Raw genomic sequence first — 13883 nt, forward strand, 5'->3', positions numbered from 1 at the left:
GTGGCGGAATTGGCAGACGCGCGCGACTCAAAATCGTGAGGGAAACCGTGGAGGTTCGAGTCCTCTCACCGGCATCTTTTTCGGGATGTAGCTCAATGGTAAAACTCAGCCTTCCAAGCTGGTAGCGTGGGTCCGATTCCCATTACCCGCTTTATATAAATGAAAAAGGAGAGATGGCTTATTTTTATGCCATCTCTCCTTTTTTACTTTTAAACTATTTCTATCGACATCACAAGCAGTAGAAACTCCAAGCCAATCTCCTCCATATACTTAAGTTTCAGCTCGTAGTTCAATTCTTGAAGGCAATATCAGCATGCAGACAGAAAATTTCATCGGAAATTACCCCGCCTCCAGCACCCCGCAACCTAACTCTGGTATCGGCGAGAGAAGCAACCGCTCCAGATCCAGAGTTTCAATCTGCTTAACTATCGGTTAATGGGCTTTGAGCGAAGCACTGACCGGAGTCATCTTCGTCTGAGAAGCAACTGGACCTGGTGACCATGGATATCACGATGCCAGATATGACAGGTACACACGAAGCTTTCTATGGATAGGGCGTAAAACTAACGAGGAACGATAGTTAAATAACACACAATGTTGAGCAGGCGCTTCAAGTCTGCTCTTTTTATTAAACTAACGGGCAGGATAGTTATAAATATGTTAAAATAAGGGAGAATAAAATCAGAGGTGAGCTAATGTTCAATCCGAAGATCTTCTTCTATTAGTTGTGTCTAAGGTCATGGCTTCAAATGCCAAAATCTAACCCGGCACAACGGGGATGAAGATGTTTACACGGGAAGAGATTCAATTCTGGGAAGATGAGAAACAGCAAAGTCTGGAGATCAATAATAAGCCCAAAGATCCAAGAAAAGAGAAGCTTAAGGATTTCCGTAAAGGAATCAAGAGTGTTCATTACAACAAAGAATGTAAAATAGCAAGAAAAGATGATTATCGTCTGTATAGAACAAAAATGAAACGACTGATGCGTAGTGAAGAATACGAACTCCTACACAGTTACAAACGAACGAGTGGTTGGATTACTTGGTAAATGAGGTAGCCTTTGAATGAACTCATCCTATTGTTGAAGTGAGTAGCAGTAGGGCAGTTCATGAGGGGCTGCTTTTTTTTCATTGAGCTAACGGGCAGTTTAGTTGAACAAGATAAGTGGAGGTTTTATGTCGCATTTGACGCAAACTGTGAAGGAGGAAGCTGGGAAAATGATAGCTAAGTGTAAAGTGTTGAGTTAACTATCCAGCTTGTTTGTTGATGTCTTTAATGTTTGTGCAGCCTCATCGAGATAGATATCTAAATAAGTACCATCAGTAAATTTAATAACCACAGCATTAGTAGTGATGGCGACATCTTCAATCGTCCTACCTTTAAGTTTTTCAGGTATAACTTTGAAATTAGTCGATTCCACATTCATCAAATCCTTTCATTGATTACACATCTTAGTAATCGGTAATAAGTATATAAAACCTATATTAGTCTAACACTTCTCATTATAAAAGTAAAAGATGAATGATAGAAATACTGAACAGTACGAAGATATTGTGTAATAAAAGAAAGCGTGCTTATTCAACTAACGAGGAACGTTAGTTAAATAAAGAACAGCGGTAGTCTAGGACTTTCTCCTTTTTTAGTCCAAGGCTGCCGCTATTACTATATTCAATTCAGTCTAATACTATATTTTTATCAGACACCGGCTTTCAGAACGGCATCAGAGGTGGGGAACTCCAATAAGGTTTTCAACGACACCGCAGAATGAAGATCCCCGATAAACACCCTTGTATTCAGGAGACATCTGATCCAATGCGGTTTGGACTGCAGCTTAATTTGAATATATAGACCGGTAAACGCGTCATGCTGTCGCGTTAAGTTTCGGAGATTCAAGCAACTGAACGCCCCTTGTTTTATAATGATCAAAGTCTTCTTTGTAGAAATAGAATCATCTTCGGTTGATTACTCCTCGGGTAAAAGTTATGAACGGTTGACCTTGGCTTCAAAACGCTTTTCCAGCTCGTCCCAGTTGGGTGTAGGGACCCGGGACCGTTCCTTCCAAAGGTGAAACACGCGGCTCAAAGCTACGATTTCCCCTACGAATCCGTCAACCAGCCGGCGGATCGGCATCCTATGATAAATTTTTATAAAAAGGCGCATCAACGCCGGTCGTTTGCGGATTAGTGAAGCTTGCGCGGCCGGCGTTAGTGGATACCGTAAGGCCTCTAACACGCGAAAGCCTTCGTCCATAGCCGCGATCATCTGCCGCAACAACTTGTCGTCGCCGGCGTTTTTTTTTCATTTGACGCTCGTGTATAACCGTTACAAAGTTTAGCGCAATTACAGGCACGATATAATTCTTGAACCGTGCCTCTATATTTTCATGATAGATAGGTATCGTACTTATTTGGTTTACATATGCGGGTACGCCCCCTTCCATGCAGAGGGTCTTTCCCAAACAAACATGGCCTAACGGCCACCATCATGAATGAAAATGTCTTGGCTTGTGAATCTGAACCTCCTTAATGGAGTAGAGGGCACAGGCCGAGAGTTTTTTGTTAGGACATACTCTGAGTCCTTAATTTCCCGACCTAGAGGAACTATAGGCAGCATCGTATTATCTCGCTGGTCGAATATTTAAAGCGGTGTTTGTGAATACCAGTCTATGTGAACACTATTTAACAAACTAACAAATTCGCCATTGAAAATCTTCTCTTGAACCAATTTTGGTATACTATGTGGTAGATAAGAGAATTGAGAATTATTTTGAAGTCTGGCTATAAGTGTGTTTCTACAACAACTTGAAAAATAAAATCGATTTTGGTGAAATGCGGAAGCTGTTAGGGCGTAAAGAGAGAAGAGGAGGAATGGAAATGTCGTATCTCGTTGATTTTAAAGATGTATCTACGGTTGGTTTAGAGTCTTCACCTGTAGCAGAAGCGCTTGCTGGTTTACGTGCCAATGAAGCCCGTTATTTTATGAACAAATACAAGCATGAGTTTACGGTTGTACCAGCTAGCGAAAGCCAGGAGAGCCTTGAATATGTGAACCGAATTTTGAGAGAAGAACGTGATATTGCGTTTGCGGCTAAACCTTTAGAAACGTCGCGTTTTCAAATGGAAAATATCCAATTTACCTACGTTTTTTATGAGGATGGTCTTGCAATCAACGTCATGTATACGGTGGATGACCCTAAGAAGCGGGCCGTTGGTTTTAAGCTTTCTGAGGGGATGGAGGTACCAAAGGAGCTAGAAGGGAAGTTTAAGTTTGCTAGGCAGAAGTCTAAACTAGCTGGAACAATTCGGGGTTCGTTTTTTGTAATTAAAGGACAATATTAAAGTAAGCAAAAGCGCAAATGGAGGAATCCAGCCCCTTATTCTCTTTGCAAAAAAATGTGAAATTAAAGCAAGGGCTATCCCGCAAAAGGATGGCCCTTTTTGAAAGAATGATGAAAAGCTACCGCTTATCGTATGATTACAAACAGGAAGATCGCGGGTAGTCTCTGATAAGGAGATTATTTTTTGAAAACTTGCCCCTTCAGCCAACGCGGTGAACCATGCCATAAGTGAAGATGAAAAATTTTCTTGTGGGAAGTGACCTAACAATACGATTAGCCAGAATAGTTTGCTGCGAATGAAGATAACAACACTTAGTGTGGTATGCACTCGTGTTGATCTTGTTTTAATATCCAACCTTCTATTTCATACATGTTGTTGTTAGTCCATGTCTTGCTTCGCTTTTCTCAAGTGCTTTATTAAGCGGCCCATGATCGATTCTCGGTCTCGTCTCCAATCAGTTGTTGAAGTAGTGAGACTGTTCGAGGTCGTGGATCAGTGCAGGTTGCACAGGCCGCCATCCCAGAAGTTCCTGAGTTGCAACGCTTGATCTCGGGATATCGAGCGCTGCAAGTGTGCTGAGGAAGCCGAAGTGGGTGTCTGCTTCTTCACGTGAAATGCTGACTATAGGCACGTTCAGGTGTTTACCGATAACACTTGCGATGTCGCGAAATGGAACGCCTTCATCTGCGACCCCATTTAGTCGTGAACCGGCGGGTGCCTTTTCTAACGCAAGGCGGTATAGATGTGCGGCGTCAAGGCGGTGCACAGCCGGCCAGCGGTTGGTCCCCTCTTCTACATAGGCTGAGAAGCCCTTCGTTTTGGCAATGTTGATCAGTCTCGGCACAAATCCTGTGTCACCCTCACCGTGTACCGAAGGACAAAGCTCTACGATCGATGTCCGCACTCCGCGCTCAGCCAGCAATAATATTACGTTTTCTGCTGCCACTCCATTGGCGTGCGTGGTGATCACGAACGGCTTCCCGGACCCTTCCAGCGCCGCCCCCATCGCTTCGACGGCGTGCAGATCTGCTGTGAGCGCCCTGGCGAAGTTCGAGAAGTCGTGATTGAATGCCAGATGAATAATGCCATCCGCAGCAGCCGCGCCACTACGAAGGCTGTCGAGATCGTCAATGTCACCGCGGTGTACTTCGGCCCCGGCCTCTTTTAGTTTCGCAGCGCTATTGTCTGAGCGCACAAGACCGACGACCTGATGACCCGCATCAATGAGTTCACGGACGACAGCGGAACCGATGTAACCTGTTGCTCCTGTTACGAAAACACGCATCATGAAATCCCCCTTAAGCTACTAACCATTATTGTATAAATTATAATTACCACGCGATGGGTCCATCCTCATCTGAGAACGTTCCTGTTGGACCGTCCGCACCAATCATCGCAAGCCGGACCGCTTCACGCGCCCCTTGTTCAACACTACGAGTGCCAGCAAAATTATTGAGCGCAGTCGATGTAAAACCTGGACAGGCCGCATTGACCTTGATGTTTGTCGATTCAAGCGCAAAGGCAAAGGCAAGTGTCACCGCATGAACAGCCGATTTTGATGCCGAATAGGCCCCAAACATCGCACGATGTGAGTTTTCCGGAATGGAGTTCCAGCTAAGGGAGCCGCCGGTGCTGCCCATGTTGACGATGCGTGCTGCCGGAGCCTCACGTAAAAGTGGCAACATGGCCTGGGTGACTGCAATGACACCAAAAACATTAGTTTCATAAACCGAACGAATGTCTTCGAGCGAAGCAACGGTCAAAAGACCGCTCGTCGCGCCACTGCTCGGAAACGGATCGTCCGGTTTACCTGCGTGTGATATGCCCGCATTGTTCACAAGTACATCGAGACGACCAAATTCGTTCCGAATACACTCTGCTGCAGCAACAATGGAGTCCTGATCGGTAACGTCGAGCTGGAGAGCGTGCGCATCCGAACCGATGCTTTTGGAGGCAGTTTCTCCATTCTCGAGGCTGCGTGATCCAACGAGCACGGTGAAGCCGTGTTCCGCTAGATCCTTCGCAATCTGTAAACCTATTCCTTTATTGGCACCGGTGATCAAGGCTACGGGTTTGTCTTGCATGATCGTAATCTCCTTTTTGGTATGGGGCACCATCTATATATTTCCCGTTGGATGTGGGATAATGATATTAAATCACACAAAAACGAAACTGTAAAGTTCCGGAACTAATGAGTTTCTGAATATATATTTTAAAAGGAGCTAAGTTTATGAGTAAAATAAAAAAGGAAATGTCTGAGAGGGGCGAATTAACTGAGGTCGTGGCAAAAAAGCCTGCGAAAACATTGGGACGCAAGAGAGATCACACGCGGGATGATAAAATCCTCGAGGCGGCAATCGACATCCTCGCCGATACGAGTTTCGATGGTATGACAATGGACATGGTCGCGGCTCGCGCAAAGGCTGGGAAGGCGACGGTTTACCGCCGCTGGTCTTCCAAGGCGGAGTTAGTCCGAGACGCCTTGGCATGGATGAATCGAAATCATCTTGAGCTCGAAAGCTTGCCTGATACAGGAACCTTACGCGAAGATCTCCTCGTGCTTTTGAAACCGCAATCGATAGCGGAAGAAGAACGCAAATTTCGAGTCCTAGCGGGCCTAGGCTCCTTTTTGCAGCATCCGGAATTTGCCGAAGCAGGAACAGCCGGGATTTTCGAGCCATGGGTTGTTGTAAACCGCGAGCTTATGAACCGAGCCGTCGTCCGCGGTGAAATTCCTGCTCACGCGGACATTGAGATGGCTTGCCAGGTCATTACTTCAATGGCTTCTTTTCGCGGACTCATCCAGCGCAAACCGTTCGACAAGCCTTTCTTCACAGCGCTAATCGATGGTATTCTACTGCCTGCACTCAAAAACCCGCGAACAGCTCCAAATATCATGGACCGATGATGACCAGGCGCTTACCAGAAGAATCTACAAGGTGGATCAAGAGGTGAGCAGGATTGGTTTCAGGATAGTGAGCCTAGGAGAAAAATATTACGGAGTCGAACGCTCTGTTGTATTATCACAGAAATGATTCAATTAACGGGAACGATACTTGAATTTAGAACAGGGAGCACACTGCCACTGTGAGGTACAAAAAAAGAACCAAATGTGATTTTGGTTCCGCAGTGAAGGACGATTTAAATTATGTAATTATACTGAAAGATTGTTGTGGTTTGTGGTATAACATCACCCTACTAAACACCCAATATTCTAAAAATGGATTTTAGTCTAGCGAATAACCGGCTATTCGTCCATGCCTAAAATAAACAACTCACGTACACTGAACCATATTTATAGGGAGGTGTCGTTGTTGAGTTGTCCGGATAAAAAAAAACGTGCAAAAAGAAAACTACAATTGTTTGCCATCCAAAAGAAAAGAAAAAAGAAACTGTTGAGTTTTCTGGATAAAAAAAAATCGTGCAAAAAGAAAACCGCAATTGTTTGCCATCCAAAAGGAAAAAAAAGAAACGACGTCTTCTAGTTATTAAAAAAATAGTGCGGGTACCGTGTCCTCCACCTAAAGGTCAGCAATTACTTCAAGGACTTGCGGGAGCAATTGCAGAAGCTGGACCTCAAGGACTTGTAGGAGCACTTGGCCCCCAAGGATTGGCAGGGATTGCAGGAGCGATAGGCGCACTTGGTCCCGAAGGACTTGCAGGAGCACTTGGCCCCCAAGGATTGGCAGGGCTCGCAGGAGCGATAGGCGCACTTGGTCCCGAGGGACTTGCAGGAGCACTTGGCCCCCAAGGATTGGCAGGGATTGCAGGAGCGATAGGCGCACTTGGCCCCGAGGGACTTGCAGGAGCACTTGGCCCCCAAGGATTGGCAGGGATTGCAGGAGCACTTGGGGCGCTTGGCCCCCAAGGACTTGCAGGGATTGCAGGAGCAATTGGTGCAGCTGGATTGGCAGGACCAACAGGAGCAACAGGACCCGCAGGACCCGCAGGACCAGCAGGAGCAGTAGGACCAGCAGGACCAGCAGGACCAGCAGGACCAGCAGGAGCAGTAGGACCAGCAGGACCAGCAGGAGCAGCAGGACCAGCAGGACCGGTAGGACCAGCGGGACCAGTAGGAGCAGCGGGACCAGTAGGAGCAGCAGGAGCAACAGGTCCAGCGGGACCCGCAGGGCCGGCAGGTGGAGTATTAGGCTTTGCAGATTTCTTTGCCTTGATGCCTCCTGATAATGCAGCAACTGTTGCTCCCGATACAGACGTAAGTTTTCCGCAAGATGGTCCAATCAGTGGGACTGCAATTACCCGTATAAATGCGAGCTCTTTTAACTTGGCTACAATTGGCACTTATCAGGTTTTGTTTCAGGTAGGTGTAAACGAACCGGGTCAACTCATTTTAACACTCAACGGCGCTGATCTGGCTTATACGGTGGTCGGGCGTGCAACAGGTACTTCTCAAATAGTAGGAATGGCTCTTGTGCAAACAACGGTCATTAATTCAGTACTCACAGTGCGAAACCCTGCTGGCAATGCGGCGGCACTCACGATCACTCCATTAGCTGGAGGAACAAGACCAGTTTCCGCGCACCTTGTTATTACGCAGGTTGCATAGAGGGAAAGAAATGCAGTATTTTTCGATAATAATGCCAATATCAACGATAGTTCAATAACCACGAGGAGACGGCAGACGATAAAGTGGCTGTCGTTTCTCAATTAACGAGCAAATTAGCTTAATAAATACATTGATGCCGCAAACGAAAAAGAGGAGTAGATATCCTTAGGGCATCTACTCCATACTTTTAATTGTTGGTTCTTTTGGCGTAATCAAAACCTACGGGTGATCTTTTAAAAGATGGTTAGATATCGAGTTTACGGGTACCGATCCATTTCACCATGTCAGGATCGCGATGTGAAAAGAACAGGCTCTGTTTCGTATCTAACGTAGTAATCGACTCCATATCCTCCTGGCTTAACTCAAAGTCAAAGATATTGAAGTTTTCGATAATTCTTTCTTTACGAACAGACTTTGGAATCACAACAACTTCTCTTTGTGTCAACCAGCGTAAAACCACCTGAGCAACAGATTTATTATACTTTTCAGCTATGGATACCAATATTTCATGCTGGAACAAGTTATTTTTTCCTTCAGCAAAAGGCGCCCAGGATTCGATCTGAACATTATTCTCTTTCATGAATTTTGCATTTTCAATTTGCTGGTTGAATGGGTGCGTTTCAACCTGGTTTACGGCAGGAACTACTTCATTATGAATAATCAAATCGATCAGGCGATCCTCATGGAAGTTACTAACGCCGATTGCACGGACCTTTCCTTCACGGTACAATTCCTCCATAGCGCGCCAAGAACCAAACACATCTCCATATGGCTGGTGAATTAAATACAAATCCAAATAATCCAATTGCAATCTATCCAGTGATTTTTCAAATGCCTTTTTTGTACGCTCATAACCCGTATCCTGAACCCAAAGTTTCGTAGTGATAAATAACTCCTCTCTTGTCACGCCACTACGTTTGATCGCTCTGCCAACTGCTTCTTCATTTAAATAAGAGGCAGCGGTATCTATCAGCCGATAGCCTGCCATAATAGCGCCATAAACGCTTTGTTCACATTCATTTGCATCTTGGATCTGATAAACACCAAAACCGAGTATAGGCATCTCAACCCCATTGTTCAAAGTTACTTTTTGCATATAAAATCCTCCAGTATTTTTAATTATTATGTGTAAATCAACTACAATTCATATTCATAACAGACACCCACTTCACATCTTTATTATGCACCAGATGACAAAGCGATCGTTATCCCGTTCGTGCCAAATGTTTTCCTAATCCTCTCACTACCACCTATTTAACAGATAAATATGGACTATAATCGAACTTTAAAGAATGACGGCACGGGGAGGATCAAATGTCTGAAAATAATCACTAAGCAGCAAATACCCCATACCCTATCCCAGAAATTCTTTACATACGCAGACTCCAAATTCTACCTTAGGAGCGAATCTATTAAATAAATACCTTCGCATCTGGAAAACCCAACGTAACGATTCCCCACTACAGCAACTCAAAATAAATTTCTCAATTTCACGGTGTCCGTTTGTATAATCTGATCACACCCCGATATATCTAAAAATGCCTCCTTGCTCTCTATCTAAATTTCTTTCTCTCCATCCTCTGTAATCTTAATTCAGATAAATCTGTCGTAGCTTGGTTGATTGCCGATCTAACAGTATCCCTCTATTAGGTTGAAATCCTATATAAATCGGTTGGAAATGTTGATTTTACCAATGGACAAGGATTTGTACAATAGAGTTGTAGCGCTTACATTTCCAAGGAGGTTGCGGCGAAATGAAGAGAATTCAGGTGATTGGCAAACAAATCAGGACCCCGAGATCCAAAAGGAGGCCGTGTTGATGAAATTTAAGGGAATATTGGCGGCATTTTTGTTTTTAACCACAGCGTCTGTGTTGTTTGGGACGCATACGGCAGAGGCCCATGAACTATCCAATGACAAGCTGACGATTCAGACAGGCGAGCATGGCGAAATTTCATCCATACGTATCAAGGGAGATGCTTTCCCGACAGAGTATGTCATGAACGCAACGGTAACACCTGAACAGAACACCGCAGATCATCAGTGGCTAGGAGAGCTGATGTTCACGTACCGATTGGATGGAGGCAGCTGGACGAAGGCATGGACGAACAAGTCGGCAGATGCACGTAAGATCACAACCAGTGGGAACCGTGTCACTGTCACGTACGAGAATTCTACTCATGCAGAAGGCATACGCAATTTTAAAGTCATCGAAACGTATTCGGCAGAGTCGAATGGTTCGGTGTTGTGGAATATACAGGTGCAGAATACAAGTGGGAAAAAATTGGAGATTGGCGATTTCGGTTTGCCTCTGCCTTTTAATGAGCAGTGGACCAATGGTGATGCGATCTACGAAACTAGAGTGGTGACGCATTCCTTTGTCGGCAATAACAGCTCCTACATCACAGCTGGGCGTCCCAGCGGCATTGGTTCTTCCCTGCTGCTGATTCCTGATTCCACAACGGGTGCGGGCTTTGAGTATCAGGATCACTGGCGGGATGAGGAGCATCCGGGCAGTAAATGGGCGTGGAACCCGGCTAACGAAGGCAAATGGCTGGAAGGACTCAATGTATTTTATATTCATTCCAATGTCATCAAGTCCACCAACCGGGGGTATTTGCCCAATACAAGCCTAATCCTGAATCCCGGTCAAAGCAAAAACTATGGTTTCAAGTTTCTGGCGGTGAAGGACGAGCATGATGTAAAAGATACGTTGTACCAAGAAAACTTGGTGGATACAACAGTCGTACCGGGTATGATCGTGCCTACGAATCAAAAGGCGAAGGTGGACCTGCGCTCCAAGCAGGCGATCAGCAAAGTAACCTATCCAGACGGAACCGCTATTCCGCAGACGGATAGCAAGGCCGGAGGACATTACATTTATGAACTGAAATTTACTAAGCTGGGCCCGAACTTCATAACGGTAGAATACGGCAACGGCAACAAAACGGTGTTACAGTTCTATGCCATCGAGCCGATTGATCAAGCGCTGCAACGGCATGCTACATTTATGGTCGACAAAACCCAATGGAATGTACCGGGTGATCTGCGCGACAAGGTATTTGACGATTGGATGATGCATACCAAATCCAAACGCAACATTTTTAACGGCTATTGGGGCTGGGGGGATGATTGGGGTCTGACCCACGGACAGTTCCTGGCTGAGAAAAACACACTGTCTCCAGTCGCCAAAGAGGTGCGGGCAGTAGACGATTATTTGGAGACAGCGATCTGGACGAATCTGATGAACGGACATCATGAGGATTATTTAATTCATGATTTCTTGATGCCAGAGCCTAACGATACACCGACCTATCGAGGGTATGCTTATCCGCACGTATACAACACGTATTTCAGCATGTACAAGATTGCCAAGGAATACCCGGATCTTGTCACTTACAAGCATCCAAAGGAAACCTATTTGCTGCGGGCTTATAACATTTTCAAAGCATTGTATGAAGGGCCAGTCGCGTACAACTGGGAAACAGGTTTGATGGGCGAGCTGACCACACCGGATATTATTCAGGCACTTCATGATGAAGGCTATGATGATGAAGCGAATGATCTCAAGGAAAAAATGGATCGCAAATATAACAATTTTAAAAATACAAAGTATCCTTACGGTTCTGAATATAGCTATGACAATACAGGGGAAGAGGCTGTATATACGTTAGCCAAGCAGAATATAGATACGGAGGGCGAGCAAAATAAGGCCCTGGAAATGATGAGTAAAATTAATGCCAAAACCCGTGCGGCACGCGGTCATATGCCCGTATGGTACTACTACACCGATCCGGTGACGATTACCGGGGAGAACTGGTTTAACTTCCAGTACACGACTTCGCTTGCTGGATATGCGATGGATGACTGGATTCGCCATCATGAGGACAATCATCGTGAGGAACAACAACGGTTGTCTTATGCAGCTAAAATTGCCAATGTGGGAGCGATTAACTCCGGGCAAATCAGCTCGGACCCTGAGAACATCGGGGCGGTCGCATGGACGTATCAAGCGGAAAAAGGCAATAACGGCACGAACGGCACTGGCGGCGGTAAAAATGTTCCGCTCTTTAACGGCTGGCGCGGCATGAGCGGTGAGGCTGATCTCGGATTGTTCGGTGCGCTCAAAACGTTAAGTGCTGATATCGCGATTGATCCTATTTTCGGATTGACGGGCTACGGTGCAGAGGTGAGCAAAAACGGCAACGTGTATACGATCAAGCCGCTGGACGGCCTGTTCAAGCGCATTAATCTGATCACGGAAAAGCTGTATATCGAGCTGGAAAAGGACCAATATACAGAAGCCAAGCTGGCAACATCCAAGGATTACGTATGGCTCCAACTGAAAAATCAAACACCGGGTCAAGCCCATTCCACGTACGTTACATTTGACGGTTTGAAAAAAGGAACGTATTTGGTTAAAGTAGGCGGTCAATCACAAGGGAAGTTTAATGCGTATGCGCCTTCCAACAAGCTTAAATTGGAGATGGGTACAGCATCCTCTTACACGGTAGAGCTGACATCGACCACACCTGATCCGAACAAAGCACCTGTCGTGGATGCTGGCAAAGATTCGAAGGTAAAGCTGCCGGATCAGATCATTCTGAAAGGTACGTCTACGGATGATGGGCTTCCGCAAGGAAAGGTGACAAACGAGTGGAGTCTGGTTGAAGGACCACAGGACGCGAAGGTCACATTCAGTAACAAAACATCGCTGCGCACGAAGGTGGACGTTTCCGAGCCGGGAACGTATGTGTTCAAGCTGACAGCCAGCGATTCTCAGTTGTCAGCGGAGGCTAAAGTAACGGTGGTAGCTGAACCGGCGGCTCCGTTACTTGAACAGCTCGCAGTTTACAAGTTTGATGAAACAAGCGGTTCTGTAGTTGCGGATTCATCAGATAGCGGCAATGATGCTGCCGTGAAGGGGACGGCTGCATGGGCTGCGGGTAAAACAGGCAACGCTGTCAGTCTGAACGGCAAGGACAGCTATGTGCAGCTTCCGGCGGGTATTGTCAGTCGGGCACAGCAATTGACCGTATCCGGTTGGGTTAAAGCGAACACCCTGAGCGATTATGTGCGGATTTTTGACTTTGGCTCCGGGACGAATGAATATATGTTCCTGACGCCTAAAGCAGGAAATACCATGCTGTTTGCCATTACCAACCAAGGCAACGGGCAGGGACAGGAGCAGACGATTGAAGGCCCTGTACTGCCGACAGGCGTATGGAAGCATGTTGCGGTCACGCTTTCGGGGTCAACAGGTATTTTGTACGTGGATGGAAAAGAAGTGGGACGCAATACCAACTTGACCTTAAATCCTATCAGTCTGGGTCAGACCAAAAATAATTTTATCGGCAAATCTCAGTACCCTGATCCGTACTTCGATGGTCTGGTGGATGAATTCCGTATCTACAGCCGTGCTTTGAATGCAACCGAGGTGGCAGGTCTGGCCTCCGGTACAGCACAGAATCTGGCGGCAACTGAGAAAATTACCGCGTTAAAAGAAGTAAATGTAACGACACATGTCGGTGAAAAACCGGAACTGCCAAGCGTAGTGGAAGCTACGTATGGAGAAGGCTCCACCAAATGGGCGGCTGTGGAATGGGAGGATATAGACCCTGCACAATATGCTGCTCCAGGTTCGTTTGAATTGAAGGGCAAAGTAGAGGGAACAGAATTGAAGGCAATTGCGAAGGTAACCGTGATTGAGGCAGGAGGGGCTGCGGCTCCAGCGGTAACTCCGGTTAGCCCGGAGACTTTAGTAACCCCACCAACTACGACACCCTCGGTAACATCTGCCTTACCGCCTCGGCCTGTTAGCTCCGCTAAATCAGCGGAGGTATCCTGAATGGGAGGCAACAACGCATAGTTATGAGTAACCTTTCCCATCGTCACTTTCCTCCTGTAAAGGGGAGAGTGGCGGTGGGTATCCTTGCATTTGGAGTGCAAAGCTGCGAACAAAAATGTGAATGGGGGAA

Annotated in this window: 10 protein-coding genes; 5 read left to right on the forward strand and 5 right to left on the reverse strand. The window is 46.1% G+C overall.

From position 1 onward, the window contains the following. Positions 1 to 784: 784 nt before the first annotated feature. Positions 785 to 1048 (forward strand): hypothetical protein, encoded by a 264-nt coding sequence (locus NLX78_RS15270; protein WP_231109524.1) that lies wholly within the window; start codon positions 785 to 787, stop codon positions 1046 to 1048. A 195-nt stretch (positions 1049 to 1243) separates the two neighbouring features. Here the strand turns inward: NLX78_RS15270 and NLX78_RS15275 are convergent, their stop codons facing one another. Next, positions 1244 to 1420 carry a hypothetical protein gene (locus NLX78_RS15275; protein WP_196765492.1) on the reverse strand — a complete coding sequence of 59 codons (177 nt, stop codon included), beginning with the start codon at positions 1418 to 1420 and terminating at the stop codon, positions 1244 to 1246. 560 nt (positions 1421 to 1980) lie between these two features. Next, on the reverse strand, positions 1981 to 2232 hold the full coding sequence (locus NLX78_RS15285) for a hypothetical protein (protein ID WP_254350862.1): 252 nt from the start codon (positions 2230 to 2232) through the stop codon (positions 1981 to 1983). A 641-nt stretch (positions 2233 to 2873) separates the two neighbouring features. Between NLX78_RS15285 and NLX78_RS15290 the strand changes: the two genes are divergently transcribed. Further along, complete coding sequence (locus NLX78_RS15290) at positions 2874 to 3338, forward strand: phage tail protein (RefSeq protein ID WP_254350863.1); 465 nt, start codon at positions 2874 to 2876, stop codon at positions 3336 to 3338. Between the two features lie 454 nt (positions 3339 to 3792). On the opposite strand, the gene NLX78_RS15295 is transcribed toward NLX78_RS15290, so the two are convergent. Together NLX78_RS15295 and NLX78_RS15300 are read right to left on the reverse strand one after the other, a co-directional pair. Further along, positions 3793 to 4623, reverse strand: coding sequence for an SDR family oxidoreductase (locus NLX78_RS15295; protein ID WP_254350986.1), 831 nt, complete (start codon positions 4621 to 4623; stop codon positions 3793 to 3795). Positions 4624 to 4669: 46 nt separating this feature from the next. Next, a complete protein-coding gene (locus NLX78_RS15300; protein WP_254350864.1) occupies positions 4670 to 5422 on the reverse strand; it encodes an SDR family oxidoreductase in 753 nt (250 codons plus the stop codon). A gap of 167 nt (positions 5423 to 5589) precedes the next feature. Between NLX78_RS15300 and NLX78_RS15305 the strand changes: the two genes are divergently transcribed. Both NLX78_RS15305 and NLX78_RS15310 read left to right on the forward strand, forming a co-directional pair. Then, a complete protein-coding gene (locus NLX78_RS15305) occupies positions 5590 to 6246 on the forward strand; it encodes a TetR/AcrR family transcriptional regulator (RefSeq protein ID WP_235307440.1) in 657 nt (218 codons plus the stop codon). Positions 6247 to 6837: 591 nt separating this feature from the next. Further along, positions 6838 to 7905: a collagen-like protein gene (locus NLX78_RS15310; protein WP_254350865.1), complete on the forward strand. Its 1068-nt coding sequence runs from the start codon at positions 6838 to 6840 to the stop codon at positions 7903 to 7905. 244 nt (positions 7906 to 8149) lie between these two features. Here the strand turns inward: NLX78_RS15310 and NLX78_RS15315 are convergent, their stop codons facing one another. Continuing rightward, entirely contained in the window at positions 8150 to 9001 is an 852-nt protein-coding gene (locus NLX78_RS15315; RefSeq protein WP_254350866.1) for an aldo/keto reductase, read from the reverse strand. Between the two features lie 723 nt (positions 9002 to 9724). On the opposite strand from NLX78_RS15315, the gene NLX78_RS15320 reads away from it, so the two are divergent. Continuing rightward, complete coding sequence (locus NLX78_RS15320) at positions 9725 to 13753, forward strand: DUF5695 domain-containing protein (protein WP_254350867.1); 4029 nt, start codon at positions 9725 to 9727, stop codon at positions 13751 to 13753. Positions 13754 to 13883: the final 130 nt, after the last annotated feature.

It is taken from the genome of Paenibacillus sp. Lou8.1, from assembly GCF_024213565.1.
Classification (GTDB): domain Bacteria; phylum Bacillota; class Bacilli; order Paenibacillales; family Paenibacillaceae; genus Paenibacillus; species Paenibacillus polymyxa_B.

Excerpts from the sequence above, each read along its gene's own strand:
- NLX78_RS15270 (WP_231109524.1), top strand. The coding sequence starts at position 785 with ATGTTTACACGGGAAGAGATTCAATTCTGGGAAGATGAGAAACAGCAA.
- NLX78_RS15290 (WP_254350863.1), top strand. The coding sequence starts at position 2,874 with ATGTCGTATCTCGTTGATTTTAAAGATGTATCTACGGTTGGTTTAGAG.
- NLX78_RS15295 (WP_254350986.1), bottom strand. The coding sequence starts at position 4,623 with ATGCGTGTTTTCGTAACAGGAGCAACAGGTTACATCGGTTCCGCTGTC.
- NLX78_RS15315 (WP_254350866.1), bottom strand. The coding sequence starts at position 9,001 with ATGCAAAAAGTAACTTTGAACAATGGGGTTGAGATGCCTATACTCGGT.
- NLX78_RS15305 (WP_235307440.1), top strand. The coding sequence starts at position 5,590 with ATGTCTGAGAGGGGCGAATTAACTGAGGTCGTGGCAAAAAAGCCTGCG.
- NLX78_RS15320 (WP_254350867.1), top strand. The coding sequence starts at position 9,725 with ATGAAATTTAAGGGAATATTGGCGGCATTTTTGTTTTTAACCACAGCG.
- NLX78_RS15300 (WP_254350864.1), bottom strand. The coding sequence starts at position 5,422 with ATGCAAGACAAACCCGTAGCCTTGATCACCGGTGCCAATAAAGGAATA.